Annotated in this window: 17 protein-coding genes; 12 read left to right on the top strand and 5 right to left on the bottom strand. The window is 63.1% G+C overall.

Features of this window, described 5'->3' with window-relative positions:
• Positions 1-56: 56 nt before the first annotated feature.
• The 4 genes from VSR34_RS30175 (at position 57) to VSR34_RS30160 (ending at position 4717) form a co-directional block, all read left to right on the top strand.
• The gene (locus VSR34_RS30175) at positions 57-431 is read left to right on the top strand and encodes a hypothetical protein (RefSeq protein WP_342964320.1); all 375 of its coding nucleotides are present in this window, start codon (positions 57-59) and stop codon (positions 429-431) included.
• A 1130-nt stretch (positions 432-1561) separates the two neighbouring features.
• Positions 1562-1924: a hypothetical protein gene (locus VSR34_RS30170; RefSeq protein WP_342964319.1), complete on the top strand. Its 363-nt coding sequence runs from the start codon at positions 1562-1564 to the stop codon at positions 1922-1924.
• A gap of 810 nt (positions 1925-2734) precedes the next feature.
• Positions 2735-2956, top strand: a complete 222-nt coding sequence (gene bcpO, locus VSR34_RS30165; RefSeq protein WP_342964318.1) for a CDI system lipoprotein BcpO — start codon at positions 2735-2737, stop codon at positions 2954-2956.
• A gap of 24 nt (positions 2957-2980) precedes the next feature.
• Positions 2981-4717, top strand: coding sequence for a ShlB/FhaC/HecB family hemolysin secretion/activation protein (locus VSR34_RS30160; protein ID WP_342964317.1), 1737 nt, complete (start codon positions 2981-2983; stop codon positions 4715-4717).
• Between the two features lie 97 nt (positions 4718-4814).
• On the opposite strand, the gene VSR34_RS30155 is transcribed toward VSR34_RS30160, so the two are convergent.
• Together VSR34_RS30155 and VSR34_RS30150 are read right to left on the bottom strand one after the other, a co-directional pair.
• Positions 4815-5201: a type II toxin-antitoxin system RelE/ParE family toxin gene (locus VSR34_RS30155; RefSeq protein WP_342964316.1), complete on the bottom strand. Its 387-nt coding sequence runs from the start codon at positions 5199-5201 to the stop codon at positions 4815-4817.
• A 16-nt stretch (positions 5202-5217) separates the two neighbouring features.
• On the bottom strand, positions 5218-5520 hold the full coding sequence (locus VSR34_RS30150; protein WP_342964315.1) for a type II toxin-antitoxin system Phd/YefM family antitoxin: 303 nt from the start codon (positions 5518-5520) through the stop codon (positions 5218-5220).
• A 213-nt stretch (positions 5521-5733) separates the two neighbouring features.
• On the opposite strand from VSR34_RS30150, the gene VSR34_RS30145 reads away from it, so the two are divergent.
• Complete coding sequence (locus VSR34_RS30145; RefSeq protein WP_342964314.1) at positions 5734-6018, top strand: SymE family type I addiction module toxin; 285 nt, start codon at positions 5734-5736, stop codon at positions 6016-6018.
• Positions 6019-6098: 80 nt separating this feature from the next.
• Here VSR34_RS30145 and VSR34_RS30140 read toward each other — a convergent pair whose 3' ends face one another.
• Positions 6099-6545, bottom strand: a complete 447-nt coding sequence (locus VSR34_RS30140; protein WP_342964313.1) for an SRPBCC family protein — start codon at positions 6543-6545, stop codon at positions 6099-6101.
• A 160-nt stretch (positions 6546-6705) separates the two neighbouring features.
• On the opposite strand from VSR34_RS30140, the gene VSR34_RS30135 reads away from it, so the two are divergent.
• Entirely contained in the window at positions 6706-6999 is a 294-nt protein-coding gene (locus tag VSR34_RS30135) for a hypothetical protein (protein ID WP_028214618.1), read from the top strand.
• A gap of 266 nt (positions 7000-7265) precedes the next feature.
• Here VSR34_RS30135 and VSR34_RS30130 read toward each other — a convergent pair whose 3' ends face one another.
• Complete coding sequence (locus tag VSR34_RS30130; RefSeq protein WP_028229957.1) at positions 7266-7574, bottom strand: DUF4148 domain-containing protein; 309 nt, start codon at positions 7572-7574, stop codon at positions 7266-7268.
• Positions 7575-7844: 270 nt separating this feature from the next.
• Between VSR34_RS30130 and VSR34_RS30125 the strand changes: the two genes are divergently transcribed.
• The 6 genes from VSR34_RS30125 (at position 7845) to VSR34_RS30100 (ending at position 14036) form a co-directional block, all read left to right on the top strand.
• Positions 7845-8096, top strand: coding sequence for a DUF2282 domain-containing protein (locus VSR34_RS30125; protein WP_028214620.1), 252 nt, complete (start codon positions 7845-7847; stop codon positions 8094-8096).
• 43 nt (positions 8097-8139) lie between these two features.
• Positions 8140-8994, top strand: a complete 855-nt coding sequence (locus tag VSR34_RS30120; RefSeq protein WP_028214621.1) for a DUF692 domain-containing protein — start codon at positions 8140-8142, stop codon at positions 8992-8994.
• A complete protein-coding gene (locus tag VSR34_RS30115; RefSeq protein WP_342964312.1) occupies positions 8991-9782 on the top strand; it encodes a DNA-binding domain-containing protein in 792 nt (263 codons plus the stop codon). The genes VSR34_RS30120 and VSR34_RS30115 overlap by 4 nt, the downstream gene beginning before the upstream one ends.
• Before the next feature lie 308 nt (positions 9783-10090).
• On the top strand, positions 10091-11605 hold the full coding sequence (locus VSR34_RS30110; RefSeq protein WP_342964311.1) for a diguanylate cyclase: 1515 nt from the start codon (positions 10091-10093) through the stop codon (positions 11603-11605).
• Positions 11606-11696: 91 nt separating this feature from the next.
• Complete coding sequence (locus VSR34_RS30105; RefSeq protein ID WP_342964349.1) at positions 11697-12320, top strand: DUF2239 family protein; 624 nt, start codon at positions 11697-11699, stop codon at positions 12318-12320.
• A gap of 411 nt (positions 12321-12731) precedes the next feature.
• A complete protein-coding gene (locus VSR34_RS30100; RefSeq protein WP_028229959.1) occupies positions 12732-14036 on the top strand; it encodes a solute carrier family 23 protein in 1305 nt (434 codons plus the stop codon).
• Positions 14037-14118: 82 nt separating this feature from the next.
• Here the strand turns inward: VSR34_RS30100 and VSR34_RS30095 are convergent, their stop codons facing one another.
• Positions 14119-15786 (bottom strand): Na+/H+ antiporter, encoded by a 1668-nt coding sequence (locus VSR34_RS30095; protein ID WP_028214624.1) that lies wholly within the window; start codon positions 15784-15786, stop codon positions 14119-14121.
• Positions 15787-16165 lie beyond the last annotated feature (379 nt).

Genomic DNA, 16165 nt, shown 5'->3' with positions numbered 1-16165 from the left:
ACCCGAGATCCGGCGCGATGGTGAGGCATTGATTGCGGTAATCGAAAGCGATGCGCATGCGCTGGCCCGGTTTGAGCGTCGGATTGGGCGGCGGCCTTGTCGGACTCGGGCAGTCGATGGCGAGCGCGGTCCGCCAGGGTCAGCAGTCGGGCGATTCGCGTCTCGCGGCGGTACAAGCCGTGGCGGCAGCCGAACAGGCATACCAGAACCGTGGCGGGATCAAGGATGCTGCCAGTGCCATGTCGAACGGTAACGGGTGTTTGTTTGGTGTTTGCGCAGGCCTGAATCATGCTGTGGGAGGGAGCACGGCCATTGAAGTGGGATTCGGTGTGGGTGGCGTTACTAAAGCGCCCAATGTGGGTGGAAATGGAAGCTGGGGCTATAGCAATCAGATGTTCACTATCCCGGAAGTTGGGAATGCGAAGCGCTAGACGTCTAACCTGGAAAGGTATTGTGATCGCGGTGTGGGTTCTATCTTGTGCAATCGCAGCCTTCACATTTGGAGTTGGCAATCCTTCAAGACAGGAGTCCCAGCGTCGACTTACTGCAATGAGTGCGGACATGAACTATGCCTTACTCGAGGGCGGGGAGGTCGATTCAAGGAATTCGAATTCCAAGTTTGGCGGTGCTTTGCTCTACGTTAATATTTTGGAAAGCTCGTGGACCCCGGAACTTGCGAACAGGTATAAATTGGCATTGCTAAATCGCGGATGGCAGAAGAGGAGAGTTGATGCAAATATGATTGTTCTTTGCAAGAACGGTGTTCTTGCGACGATAAACTTAGTTGCGGATGTAGATAGCTCCCGTGGATTCCCCCGGAAAGTCTATGGGTTCTCAATGCAATACGGGGGCAGTGCGACCAGAATCTGTGGATGAATTTGGACCTTTACAACAGACAACTCCACCCCGACGAATATGCGCTGGCGAAGAAGGACGCGAAGGTTGTTGCGGACCAGCTCGGGATCAGCGTGGAGGAAGCAGAAGGACGGATTGTGGCGGAGATTCTGCGCAATTCGGACAAGCAGACGGCAGAGGCGTCCGGTGGCGTACATGACCCGTCATCAGTGGTGGATTCACCGGGGGAGCCTTGCAGGAGATTGTGCAAGATGCGATTAATAAAGCTCAGAAGGCAGGAAACAGAAAATGATCGGTCGATTGGTTGCCGTGTTCGTATGTACTGCAATCATTTGGTTTGTTGCGTCCTCAATTGCATGGGTCGGAGGCAGCTATGCATACGCTATCTTTAATGGTTTGCACTACTCCGTTGGAAGGAGTGACGTCATTGCAATCGTCCGCATTACGCTTGTAATAGCAACAGGGTTCACACTCATAACTTGGATAAATGTGAGAAATTCCTAAGCATCAGAAAAAAACCGGTTGCCACGCCTTGTCTCGAACGCGGGTGGCAGTTCCAGGCAACGTCTGCCGAGTACAACAATCCGTTCATGTATGGGAACAAGGACAACTCGCTAACACCAAACTTGCAATTGGGAAGACGGCTGGAAAAGCAGCGCAGGCCGCGGTGAAGTCCAGCGAATTTAAGAAGGATTGAGGAGCATCCATGTCCGGCGAACTTCTGAATGGTCTAATCGGTAGCGTACTCGGTTCCGTGATCGGAAAAATACTCGGGCGATTCAGGCTTTGGAAGGTATTTGTGGTGTGTTTTTTTTCGATCTATCTGACGATTTTCCTGATTGGTGCACTTTACGTTGGGCCTAAGCAGGCGTTCTTTGAACTGCGGCAGTTCGTTCAAGCCCGCGCTTTGTTGATCTTTGCCGGGATATCTGGGGGCGCTACGCTCGTTGCTTTTTTAGGACGCACGACCAAAACTGCATTCAATGACGTTGGCGAAAATAGCGCGGGGGTAGCGAGCGAATGTAGGCATGATCTGGGAGACAATCGGGGACGTTCGAAAAACAGTTGACTGTGGGTGATGGTGCGGAGAAGAAATGAACTGGAAACGACTCTACGCACTTGTGCAGTCAATCTGCGTCGTTTGGGGCGCTGCTATCGGTGCGGGAATCTTTTGGGCATTGGTCGTGACAGGTCTATGTCGATTCGCATTCAAGATCGATGAAAAGCCGGCGATGTTGCTTATTTTTTGCCCGGTTTGCATAGCATTGGTTGCGTATTGGGTCAGAAGACTGCCTGCCCGGCTACGCAAAGCTGGCATGTTGAGCGACGATCCCTAGTCTGTCTGGGCCTACACAAAATGCGATCACGGACATTGGCGATAAGGGGGCGCGGAGATGAACCAAATGTCTCGGCGGCGCAGCATATATCGGCGCGCCGTAATCGCTTATGCGGCTGCTTGCGCACTACCGCTTTTTATTCTTTCCATCTCTCTGGGGAAGAGGGCTGGTTGGCGGCCGTCCCTTATAGGTCTTCCCGCTTACCTGACCTTCTTTGCCGCGATTACCTACCAGCTCATCAAGGAGCTACGCGCCTTGAAATGGGAGGAGGGCGATTCAAAGGGGGGCACCGCACCATGACAAGTAGGCGCCTCAAACGGTTGCCGCGCCGGAGAGTGTTTTTCTTTACAACCGGCAGTTGCATGAGGATGGAAAGGCGAAGAAAAAGACGCTGGCGAAGATGAAGGCCGGATATTGATCTCGAATCCACGGAGGCCGGCAATGGGAAGCGTAACGGGCCTGGTTGAAACGATGCGCCCAATTGTTACCCATAGAAAATGGGTCAGTGAATATGTGTGGTCACATTCAAGGAGCGAGTCACAATGAGATGTAGGTCGGCGCTGACAGTCCTGCCCTTCGTAATATTAGCGCTTCTTGCTGCTTGTGAGTCTGTGCCACCAGACGCACCCCCGCGTCCTCCACCAAAGCCTGAAATGGAACCAGTGTTGCCCTCTTGGTCGAGCACGATCTGGGTTATGGGTTTTTGGAAATGGAGCGGCACCGAATGGGTTTGGATTCCGGGACACCTTGCACCTAAGCCATAAGATCGAACTAACAACACCACATCTATGACAATCCGTACCCCGGCCGTCCTGCCGTCGGCCGCATGGCTGATACCAATGGCAGTGTCGGCGCAAGAGGCCCCCCGTCTCATCATTCCGGGCAACGACCAGCAAACCCGACAGCAGGAAGAGGCACGTGAGCGCGAACGAACCGTCTCCGCGCCCGGGGTGCGATCGGAAGTGGTGGGAAGTGCTGAGTATCCAACGCTGCCTTCTGAAACGCCTTGCTTTCGGATCGCGCGTTTCGTACTCGAAGTACCCGATGCGCTGCCGGCTTCCCTGAAATTGCAAGGCGCATCGGCATTACCGATGGATCGCTTCGCATTCGCGCGTGAATGGCTTGGGCGCTACACGAGCGAGTGCGTTGGCAAACAGGGTCTCGATTTGCTCGTCAAAGGCTTGTCGCAAGCGATCCTGGCGCGCGGTTATGTGACGACGCGCGTGCTGCTGCCCGAACAGGATCTGTCGACTGGCACCCTCAAGTTTTCACTGATCCCCGGCGTAATCCGCCATGTGCATTTTGCCGACGAGAAGCTCCGCGGCACGTGGAAAACCGCCTTTCCGACTCGCGACGGCGAACTACTGAACCTGCGCGACCTCGAACAAGGCCTCGAACAGATGAAGCGCGTGACGAGCCAGGACGTATCGATGCAGATCGTCCCAGCCGACGTTCCCGGCGAAAGCGACGTGGTGCTCGACGTAAAGCGCACTAAACCCTGGACGGTCGTCGCTTCGATCGACAACTCGGGCACGCGCGCGACGGGCCGCCTTCAGGGCAATTTGTCGCTCGGTATCGACAATCCCCTTGGCCTGAACGATATCTTCAACATTGGCGTGAGCCAGGATCTGGAATTCGGCGACAAGCAACTCGGCTCGCATGGCTGGAACGGCTTCTACTCGATCCCGTGGGGCTATTGGACCGCCACGCTATCGGCGTACACCAACACGTACTACCAGCAAATTGCTGGCGTGAACCAGACGTTCATCGCGAGCGGCAATTCGAAGACAGTAGATTTCAAGCTGAACCGCGTGCTGTCGCGTAGCCAGAACGACGTGTTCGGTGCGCAGTTTCGCTTGTCGCGCCGGTTCGGGCAAAGCTTCATCGAGGACACGGAAATTCCGCAGCAGCGTCGCAACAACACGTTCGTCGAGTTCGGCCTGACCGATCGCCATTATTTCGGCAATGCGCAGTTCGACGGGACGCTCGCTTACCGGCAGGGTATCGGCGCGTTCGGCGCGCAGGACGACAGCCTCGCGGCAGACGGCGGCCCGACCTACCGCTACAAGATGGCCGTGCTCGATGTGAATCTGTCGGTGCCGTTCGCAATCGCGCAGCAGCCGTTCCGCTATGTGACGACGTTCCACGGACAATACACGGGCAACACGCTGTACTACATCGACGACCTGACGATCGGCAGTCGTTACACCGTACGTGGATTCGACGGGGAGACGATGCTGGCCGCCTCCCGCGGCTTCTATTGGAGCAACGAACTGCAGGCGCCGATCGGCCAAACCGGGCAGGCGGTATACGCGGGCATCGACTACGGCCGCGTGTGGGGCCCGCAGCCCGTCACCCTCGTCGGCACGCAGCTAGCGGGCGCCGTGATAGGCGTGAAGGGCAGTGTCGCGACTCGATTGGGCGCCTATGGTTACGACCTGTTTGCCGGAACGCCGATCTACAAGCCGTCCGGGTTTCCTACGGCACGCGTGACGGTTGGTTTTCAGGTCACCGCACAGTTCTGATGAAGCAAGCCCACCCCGTTACTCGGCCTGCCGTGTTCGGTGACGACGTCGGCGAGGACCGGGAACTGACGGCCTTTCTGACCACCGGGCTTTCCGCTCAGGCTGGCCAGTGACTTGCCAGGTCAAACGACAGTTGTCGCTGGTGCCGAATCGAGAGCAGATACACCGTTCCCCCGATATTGGCGTACAGCAGCAGATAGTGCGTCATCACGTACTCGCGCACCTCGCCGTCCTGGTCGATGGAATAGAGTTGCCTGGTCAATCGGTCAATGCCGTTAGCAACCTCCACGGACCGGGCGGGCCGTTCGAGGAATAGACGTCCCATACCTGGATAGCGTTCCAGATTCGGGATGACAGTCTCGGCCAACTCGCCCAGCAGCGCATCGAATGTCTGAGGGGTCTCGGCTTCCGACAGGAACACGTCAACTTCCTCGAGGTTGCGCTCGAAGTTGGCCGTGAGCTTGACTGTGTGGTGGGCTGTCACGGCAAGAGCGGGGCGGTCAACCCGTAGCCTTCGGCGTGCGGCGGCGCTTGATGGCAGCCAGGGTGTTGCGAGCGTCTTTCACCTTGCCGGCAGCTACGTCGGCCAACCCCTTGCTTGCGTCATCAATCAGCAATAAATGAATATGCTCGCGTTCCAGTTGGTGGTAATAATCGAGTCGCTGGGCATCGATGATGGCAACGTAGCTCTCGCCGTTTTTGGTGACGATTTTCTCGGCACCGGCCTTCACCTGGTCGGCTAGCTCAGAGAGGTTCGCCCTGGCTTGAGACAGCGGAATCACGTCACCCGAAGAGATTGCCATAGTCGCCTCCTTAGGCTGCACTTCTGTACGAAGTAATGTACATTATACGGTAACCGGTTCGTACCGAATGAGAGGTGCCTGGCAAGCTAGGTGCGGAGTCGACACGGTGCTGACCCAAGGCCAAACAGCAGTTTCTCTCGCGAATATTGGATACCGTGCTCATAAGGGCGCGGCAGTAGAGGGAGTTTTGACGCAGTAAACGAAGCGCGGGCCATGAGTGTTACCAGCACTCACAGCCCGCTGACCATAACCAACTCATTGCAGGAGTTGACCATGGCTGACGCCAATCTTAATGCATCGAACGCTCATCCCGAGCGCCGCGTAACCATCCAGCAGTCTTGGCGGTACCGCAGCCTCAGCTCGCGGACAAAAACTGACCCGCCGCTTTACCCTTGGCTCAAGCTAGCCGGTCGGTGGCTCGAACTCGCAGGCTTTGAAGCAGGCCAGCGCGTCAGAGTCACGGTGGAAGACAAAAGGCTAGTGATCACACCAGACTGATCCGCACGTCGGGCCAGACCGCGCACCACTTGAAGAAGGCCACGAACTCACAGGGTTCGTGGCCTTCACGCCTTCCCCCCTCACTGCCTCACCTCCGCCTCCACCAGCTTCGCAAGCAACGCCAGCGACTCCTGCCACCCCAAATAACACGCCTCAACCGGAATGACCTCCGATATCCCTTCCTGCACGACAGTCATTTCCGCGCCAAAAAACACGGCCCGCAGGTCCACAGTCGTCTGCATGGTCCCAGTCAGATGCTGATCCTCGAACACGCCGGTATAACGCAGCCGCTCGTTCGGCACGAGCTCGAGATATTCGCCGCCAAACGAATGACCGTGACCGGTCGTGAAATTCGTGAACGACATCCGGTAATGGCCGCCCACTTTCGCGTCGAGTTCATGAACCGTGCAGGTGAAGCCGTTGGGCGGCAGCCATTTCGCGACCGCGCTGGCGTCGAGAAAGGCGCGATAGATGCGCTCGGGCGGCGCGCGCAGCACGCGATGCAGGCGAACGGTGTTCGAAGTCATATCGAAGCTCCCAGAGACGTGGGTCGGGTTTGTGTCGCCATGCAATAGTAGGCCACCCGCTCAAACCGATCGCCTAAACTTCCCAATACCGAACGCCCGGCCGCTCATCCCCGGCCTGGCACAGCCCGCAGCCGCCTATCCGCGGCACCCGGAGGTCACCATGAGCGCTCAACCGCTTGCGATGCATCAGGTCGACTACGAAGGCTTCGAGATCCACGTCAGCGCGACGCCAACCGACGACGCAGCGAACCGCTACACCTACACCGCCTATGTCTGCCATCCCGGCGCGAATCCCGCGAAGCCGGGGCACACGGTCGCCTACCACGCAGACGGCGACGAGACATGGCGCAGCGAACAGGACGCCATCGACGAAGCGGTGCACGTGGGCCGCAGCATCATCGATGGCACGCACCCCGATCTTTCCGTGCTTTCACTCGTGACCCACGGGTTCTGAGCGCAGCGAGCGGGTAGCACGCGCTGAAAAAAGCGGGCCACACGCAACGCAAGGAGAAAGGGGAAAAAGGCCCGGACCGCAGTCCGGGCAAAGCCACCGGATTTCCGGTGGCGGAGGTGGCTTTTCGTGGGGTTGCCCACCTTTGCTGCGGTGCGCGTTGCACGCACGGCGCCAAAAAAACGGCGGGCCCGCTCTCTCTCAATGAGGAGAGCGGGCCCGCTGGGCGAAACGACGCAGTGCTTAGGCACTACGCGTGAGCCGCAATATTACTGGCCGAAGTAGGTCGGCTTGATGTTCGGTGCGCGGTCGCCGGCCTGCGTGCTGCCGTTCGTCGATGCGCCGTAGGCCGCGGCTTGAGCCGTGTCGTTCTGCTGGGCGACGCGTGCCTGGGCAGCTTGCAGGTCTTCGGGGTAGTACGGGCTCGAGAGGCTCGGACGGTAGCCCGCCTTCTCCAGCTGAACCAGCTCGGCACGCACTTGAGCGCGGGTCACGGGCGCCTGGCTCGCTTGCGCGAACGAAAGGGCCGGAGCGGCGAGGACAGTAGCGGCGAGCGCAGCAGCGATCAGATTCTTCATGGTAACAACCTCCAAAGATTATGTTGTCGGTCGGTAACAATCTCGTTGTCCGAACCGTTGATGAGACTTTATTGCACCGCGCCCCAAAGAAAAACACGGCAAACGAGCAAACATCCTTACCAGAACTGCAATAATTGCCGACTACTGCGGCCAGTCTCTCCGGTCGCCCTCCAGCACCGTGAGGCAAAATAGCCCGCGTAAGGCCGCGCGCCGGCCGCGCTGTCCTATCGTTCATTTCAAATCCCATTTCGACGGTCAAGGAGAAACGCCATGAAGAATTCACTGGGCCGTCAGGCGCTGATTGCGGCTGCGCTGGCGGGGCTTGCGACGGCCGGCGCGGGCGTCGCCCAGGCAGACGACGCCGTGAATTGCTATGGCGTCGCCAAGGCCGGGCAGAACGACTGCGCGAGCAAGACCGGCGTGCACGACTGCGCGGGCCAGGCGAAGGTCGATCACGACAAGGGCGACTTCAAGACCATGCCGAAGGGCACCTGCGAGAAGCTGGGCGGCACGCCCGAATGATGAGCTTCGTGGTTGAGGTGCCAGGCGTAACGGATCGCGCGAGATGAGCGCGCCGGCCGCGCCGCGTGGCGTGGGCATTGGCCTGCGTCACGCGCATTACGAGGCCTTCATGGCTGGACCGCCTGATGTCGACTGGGTCGAGGTCCACAGCGAGAACTACTTCGGCGACGGCGGCTACGACCTGCACGTGCTCGAAACCGTGCGCCGTGATTTGCCGGTGAGCCTGCACGGCGTGGGGCTTGGCCTCGGCTCCGCCGCGCCGCTCGATGCGGCGCATCTCGCGAGTCTCGCGCGGCTCGTGGCGCGTATCGAGCCGGCCGTGGTTTCCGAGCATCTATGCTGGGGCGCGAGTGCGCACGGTGCGCTGCATGATCTGCTGCCGATGCCGCTCACGCACGCCTCGCTCGATCATTTGAGCGCGCGCGTCTCGCAGATGCAGGATGCACTGGGCCGCGCCGTGCTGATCGAAAATGTTTCGGCCTACGTACGGTTTCGCGGCGATGCGTACAGTGAGGCCGAATTCCTCGCGGCGCTCGCGCAGTGCACGGGCTGCGGGGTGTTGCTCGACGTGAACAATCTGTACGTGAACCAGTGCAACCACGGCGAGGACGCGCTAGCAGCGTTGGCCGCATTGCCGCCGGGGATCGTGGGCGAGATCCATCTCGCGGGGCATCGGGCTACGCCAGTCGCCGTGATCGACGATCACGGCTCACGCGTCGCACCGGCGGTCTGGTCGTTGTATGAGGCTGCGCTCGCGCGATTCGGCACGATCCCCACGCTCATCGAATGGGACACCGCGCTGCCCACGCTCGACGTGCTGCTCGACGAAGCCGTCCTTGCGCGCGAATGCCTGGCCAGCCACACGCAGATGCAAGACGCGGCGGGGCTACGCTCATGACCGCGCGCCACACACTGGAGACGAGGCAACAAGCCTTCGCCGCCGCACTCGAAGATCCCACCGTCGATGCGGCGCTAGCCGGCCAGCTGTTCCCGGACGAGGCCGCGTTGCTGCACGAGCGCCTTGGTCTCTACCGCGGCAACGTGCGCGCCACGCGTCGCCTTGCGCTTGCGAACGCCTATCCGGTGCTCGCCGCGCTGACAGGCGAGGCGTACTTCGATGCGATGGCGCTCGCCTACTCGCGTGCGCATCTCTCGCGCGATGCGGATCTGAACCGCTTCGGCGCGCAACTGCCCGAATTCATCGAGCGCTATGAAACCGACGTGCGCTACGCGTATTTCGGCGACGTCGCGCGGCTCGAATGGGCATTGCATCGCGCTGCGTACGCGGCCGATCATCCCGTCGACGTCGCGCCCCTCGACGCGCAGCAATGGCAGGCGCTCGGCGCCGAGCGCCTTGCGCAGGCGCGTCTGGCCGTGCATCCCGCGTGCGTGGCGCTCTCCTTGCGCTTCGACGCCGGCGCGATCTGGCGGGCGCATCAAGCGGGCGGCGCGTGGCCGGCCCGTGTGGAGGTGCCGTCGTGGGCGCTCGTGGTGCGTCCGCAATGGCGTCCCACGGTCCTCGCACAGACGTGCGCCGCGCACGCAGCCTTCGTCGCGCTGAACGATGGCGCAACACTCGACGCCGCGCTCACGCAAGCGTTCGACATCGACCCGGCCTTCGACTTCGCCGGCCAGTGGCGCACGTGGATCGAGGCGGGCACAATCGTCGGCGTGCGCAGTGACTGAGTACTCGTGATAAAGCAGAGGAATCCAAACTAACCGGAAAGCCGGGCCAATCTGATAGCGATTTATTCAGGAGAATAGCCCGCAAAAATAGTCCCCTCGCTGCTGGTGACCGGACTTGCCCGCATAGCCACGCTCCCCGCGTCATGCGACGATGAATGCCCAGGCACAGCGTGCGCCCGCTTGCCGATTTGCGCTCGATGCATCGCGGCGCGCGCAGCGCCGGACATCGTGCGCGGCCGTGCGCGGCAAGCGTCCGCCGAGGAACTCCGCTCCGGCGCCAGCGCAAGGCCAGCTCCCGAAGGCCCGACATGACGACCCGCCGACCCAACACCGTGCTTGCGATCGGCATTGCGCTCGCCGCAGTGCTGACGCTCGTCGCCGCGTGGGTCATGGCGCAGATGCGGCATGACGCGCTCGCGAGCGCCCGCGCTTCCGCGTCCAACATGGCGCTGCTCTTCGAGCGCGACACGGCCCGCAATTTCGACGTCTACGCGCTCTCGCTGCAGGCGATCGTCGATGCCTTCGACGACCCGCGCATCGCGTCGCTGCCCGCCGACATCCGAGAGAACGTGCTGTTCGACCGCTCGGCCACGGCGAAGCATCTCGGCGCGATCTTCGTGACGAACGCGGCGGGCGACGTGGTGTTCGATTCGCGCTCCGTGCCGCCGCGCGCGCTCAATCTTGCCGACCGCGATTTCTTCATCGCACAGCGCGACTCGCCGAACGCGGGCCTCTTTCTGGGCCGGCCGTTTATCCCGCGCGACGGTCCACAGAACGCGACCATCGGCCTGAGCCGCCGCCTCTCGAACCCCGATGGCTCGTTCGCGGGCGTCGTGGTCGGCACGATGCGCCTCGATTATTTCCAGCAACTCTTCAGCGGCGTCGACATCGGCACGAACGGCGCGGTGCTGCTCGCGCTTGCCGACGGCACGCTGCTCATGCGGCGTCCCTACGACCCGGCGCTGATCGGCAGGAACATCGCCGGATCCTCGCTCTTCCGAAACTTCGCGCACGCGCAGGCGGACGGCTTCTTCAATGTCGGCCCCGTGGATGGCGTGCGGCGCTGGTACGCGCTGCGGCGCGTGCGCGGCTATCCGCTCGTGTTCAGCGTGGCCGTCGCGGCGGAGGACATCTACCGCGAATGGCGCGTGCGCGCCTGGATCATCGGCACGCTCACGGCGTTGCTCGACGCCTCGCTGATCCTGCTCGCCGTCATGTTCATGCGCCAGCTGCGCCGGCGCCGCGCGATCGAGGCCGAGCTGCGGATGCAGGCGGGCACCGATGCGCTCACGTCGCTCGCGAACCGGCGCGCCTTCGAATCGCGCGCTGACCACGAATGGGCACGCGCGCGCCGCTCGGGCAGCCCGCTCTCGCTCGCGCTGATCGACGTCGACCGCTTCAAGCTCTACAACGACCACTACGGCCACCTGGCCGGCGACGACGCGCTCGCCGCCGTGGCTCAAGCGCTCGGCGCGCACGCCCGCCGGGCGGCGGACTGCGCGGCGCGCTACGGCGGCGAGGAGTTCGTGTTGCTGTTGCCGGACACGGGCGAAGCGCAGGCGCTCGCGCTGGGAGAAAAGGTGCGCGCGGCCATCGAGGCGCTGGCGCGGCCGCACGCCGGGAGCCCGAACGGCGTGGTGACCGTGAGCGTGGGCGTAGCCTGCACGACACAGCGGGCATTTGGCGGCTGGCGCGCGCTGACCGACGCCGCCGACGCGGCGCTCTACACCGCCAAGCGCTCAGGCGGTAACCGCGTGGCGGCATGGCTGCCCACCGCCAACGATGACGTCCCCGGCGCAAAGGTCGAACGTCGCTCGGGCTGACAGCCCTTTAATATTACCCGGATGATATTGCACGAATTAATTTACCCGGGTAATATTCGAGCCATCATTGGATAGAACACAGGAGCAGGCCATGGTGGCGGCGAACGGTTGCACGGCATTTGCGGGCATGCGCTTGATCGCGCGAGGTGCGCCGCTCGAGGTAGCGCTGGCGGTCAAGGCGGAGCTTGCGCGAGAAGCGAATGAAAGCGCCGGCGCGGTGCTGGTTTTCGACGATCGCGACGCGCGTCCGGTGGAATTCGACCTGCGCGGCACGGAAAGCGACATCGAGGCGCGCCTCGCGGCGCAGGCGAGCCGCGAGCGGAGCGCAGCGGCGTCGGACGACGCGCCCGAAGCGACGCCGGATGACGCTCCGCGCGGCCGCGGCCGCCCGAAGCTCGGCGTGGTGGCGCGCGAAGTGACGCTGCTGCCGCGCCACTGGGATTGGCTCGGCGCGCAGCAAGGCGGCGCCTCGGTGGTGCTGCGCCGCCTCGTGGACGCGGCGCGCCACGCAGGCGAGGCGCGTGAACGCGTGCGTGCGGCTCAGGAAGCCGCGTATCGCTTCATGACCGCGCTGGCCGGGAATCTGCCCAATTACGAGGAGGCGTTGCGCGCGCTTTACGCGAGCGAGCGCGGGCGCTTCGAAGCCGCGAACGCCGCGTGGCCTCAGGACGTGCGCGACTATGCGCGAGAACTGGCGGACGCTGCATTCGAGTGACGGGCAATGTCAGCAAGCCGATCATGCGGGCAAAAAAAAACCGCTCGAGCAGGGGGCACGAGCGGAGAAATCGGAGAGTTTAAAACTTACAACTTACAACCTCTGCATGAGATGTCATGAGTCACGCAGCAACACCAGTGTAGGGCTGGCTTCCCGCGCCCAACATAGGAGAAGTCTTAAACTCGGTTCGGCCTTTGCTCGAGACTCAGCACTGGCTGCGGCCGGACGGCGATTCCAACCCTGAAACGCACAGGTTTTCGGACGCCTTACCTGCGGCTTGCCACGCGGATTGCGGCTCCGTACACTCCCGCCTGATCTGCATCAAGGGCGGCCAATGCATCGTTGTGCGCGCGCCAACAACCAGAAAACAACCAGAACCAAACCGCAACATCACGCCGACAAGAGGAACCCATGTCCGACTCCTATTTCCCCCGCTGGCGCGCGCAGACGGGTGGCGCCCGTGGCGTCGTGGCCCCCGACGAGCGCCTGCCCTGGCCGCAGATGTTCGCCATGGGCGTGCAGCACGTCGTCGCCATGTTCGGCTCGACGGTGCTCGCGCCGCTGCTGATGGGCTTCGACCCGAACCTGTGCATCTTCATGTCGGGTGTCGGCACGTTGCTGTTCTTCGTGGTGGTCGGCGGGCGCGTGCCCAGCTATCTCGGTTCGAGCTTCTCGTTCATCGGTCTCGTGATCGCCGTGACGGGCTATGACGGGCATGGCGTCAATCCCAACATCCCCATCGCGCTCGGCGGCATCATCGCGTGCGGCGTGGCCTACACGCTGATCGGCGTGCTCGTCTCGGCCATCGGCACCCGGTGGATCGAGACGCTCATGCCGCCGGTCGTGACCGGCGCGATCGTCTGCGTGATCGGCCTGAATCTCGCGCCCATCGCCGTGAGGGGCGTGAGCGGTTCGACCTTCGACTCGTGGATGGCCATCGTCACCGTGCTCTGCGTGGGCGCCGTGGCCGTGTTCACGCGCGGCATGCTCCAGCGCCTGCTGATTCTCGTCGGCCTGCTGATCGCTTACGTGATCTACGCGATCGTCACGAACGGCATGGGTATGGGCAAGCCCATCGACTTCTCGATTGTCGCGAACGCCGCCTGGTTCGGCATGCCGAAGTTCACCGCGCCCGTGTTCGATCCGCACGCCATGACGCTGCTCGTGCCCGTCGCCGTGATCCTCGTGGCGGAGAATCTCGGCCACATCAAGGCCGTCTCGGCGATGACGGGCTACAACCTCGATCGCTATGTGGGCCGCGCGTTCATCGGCGACGGCCTCGCCACGGTCGTCTCGGGCTTCGCGGGCGGCACCGGCGTCACCACCTACGCGGAAAACATCGGCGTGATGGCGGTGACGAAGATCTATTCGACGCTCGTGTTCGTGATCGCCGCGCTCATTGCCATCGTGCTCGGCTTCTCGCCGAAGTTCGGCGCCGTGATCCAGACCATTCCGGGCCCGGTGCTGGGCGGCGTCTCGATCGTCGTGTTCGGTCTCATCGCCGTGACGGGCGCACGCATCTGGGTCGTCAACAAAGTCGACTTCTCGGACAACCGCAATCTCATCGTCGCCGCCGTCACGCTCGTGCTCGGCGCGGGCGACTTCTCGCTCAAGCTCGGCGGATTCGGTCTGGGCGGCATCGGCACCGCCACGTTCGGCGCGATCATTCTCTATGCCCTGCTGCGCCGCAAGCCGGCGCAGGAAGCGGCGGTCTAGGCTTTCCGCTCGCGCGGCGCCGGTTCCGGCGCCGCGCTTTCTCTTCCGATTCCCGATCCGGGCGCGTGCGTGAGGCCAACGCTCATCCGCGATTGCGTCCGCGCGTCGTCAGCGCCGTTTCCGAGAGATCGACTTCGCGCATCAGCTTCGCCAACGTTTCGTCGTTGATCTGCATGCCGTTGCGCAGGGCGAGCAGCGTCGCGCGTTCGGCGCGCATCGCGGCGAGCCGCATCTCCAGCTCCAGCGCGTCGGAGCGTCGCGCGTTCGCGCTGCGGTCGCGGTCGGCGTCGAGCGAGGCGAGGCGCCGGCGGTAGATGTCCATCACGCGCGCGGTCGTGTCGGCGGCATGGGCGGCCTGCGCTTCCTCGAGTTCCTGGCTCACCTTCTCGTGCACCGCGTCCACGGCGCGGATCGCCGCCTGCGCCGCCTGGATGCGCGCGGCGCGCTCCTCGGCGGCGTGCGGCCCCTGTGCGGCGCGGCGCACGCCGCGCAGCAACAGCGGCAGGCCCACGATCGCCACCAGCAGCGAGGCGAGGATCACGCCCGTCGCGATGAAGATGGCGCTGTCACGTCCCGGCAGCGGCGTGCCGTTGGCCAGCGCGATCGGCAGCGAGAGCACGCCCGCGAGCGTCACCGCGCCGCGCACGCCCGCCACGGTCGTGATCGCCACCGTGCGCAGGCCCGGCACCGCGTTCGCCACGCCGTGGCGCGCCGCATTGCGGCTCGCGATCCAGCGCAGCAGCCACACCCAGCCGAAGCGCATCGCATAGAGCGCGGCCAGCACCGCGGCGATATAGCCGAGCAGCCGCAGCATCTGCGCGTTGCTGGTGTGGTGGGCGTCGAGCAGCGCCTTGCCGAGAATGCCGGGGAATTGCAGGCCGAGCAGCGTGAACACCATGCCGTTGAAGACGAACTCGATCATCGACCAGGTGCTCGACGCGCGCACCCGCGTCGACACCGGCCCTTTGTGCGCGACGCTCGTGTAGTTCATCGTCATGCCGGCCGACACGGCTGCAAGCACGCCGGAGACTTCGAGGTGCTCCGCAAAGAGATACGCCGCGAACGGAATCAGCAAGGTGAGCACGACGCCGGGCGCGGGGTCGCCGTCGTCGGTGACGTTGAGAAAGCGCTCGGAGACGAAGCTGAAGATCCACCCGATCGCCGCCCCCAGGGCGAGTCCGCCCGCCGCGATGAGCACGAAGCTGATCGCCGCCTCGCGCAGCGAGAAGTAGCCGGTGAGCGCCGCGGCCACGGCGAACTTCAGCGCGACGAGGCCGGAGGCGTCGTTCATCAGCGCTTCGCCTTCGAGGATGTGCATGAGTTGCGCGGGAATCCTGTCCTTGCCGGCGATGGCCGAGAGCGCCACGGCGTCGGTGGGCGAGAGCACGGCTGCGAGCGCGAAGGCCACGGGCAGCGAGATCTGCGGCACGAGCCAGTGCACGAAGTAGCCCACGGCGACCACGGTCAGCAGCACGAGGCCCAGCGCGAGCATGAGGATCGCGCGGCGCTGCATGAAGAACTCGCGCTTGGGCATGCGCCAGCCGTCCGCGAACAGCAGCGGCGGAATGAACAACGCCATGAAGATATCGGGATCGAACGTGACGTGCGGGTTCACCAGCGGAAAGGTGAGCAGCGCACCAATGCCGATCTGCACGAGCGGCAACGGCAGCTTGACGGGCATGATGCGCGTGACGATGCCCGACACGGCGACGGCAAGCAGCAGAATGAGAACGGTGAAAAGGATGTCCATCGGGAAGCCGAAAGCGGAGAAGCGGAAAGCGACGTGGCAGGGGCGAAGCGAGGAAGCACGGGAGAGCGATGCCGGGATGCGCTTCGCGCGTGTTGCGGCACTGCGTTCTGGCGCGTATTTGGGTGTCGCCGATCGCGGGACAGTTTAGCCCGATGAGCCCGCATGCCGCGCCGAAGCGCGCAAGGCTTCGCGCAGGAAGCGCTGCGGACCCGGCCCCCATTGGTCGACGGCGGCCGCCGGGCTGGCGACAATCGATCGCCTTGGGCGCGCAATCACCAAAGCAAACGCGCGGAGAAAGGCGCACGATATCGGTGCACCACGTGAGATCTCGCGCGGTGCACGGCGCGCCCTTTCGCGGCGCACGCGATCGGGGCCAGCG

This window comes from Paraburkholderia sp. JHI2823, assembly GCF_038900695.1.
GTDB lineage: Bacteria > Pseudomonadota > Gammaproteobacteria > Burkholderiales > Burkholderiaceae > Paraburkholderia > Paraburkholderia mimosarum.
The sequence above is the reverse complement of the archived record's forward strand: the minus strand, read 5'-3'. Positions and strand labels throughout refer to the sequence as shown.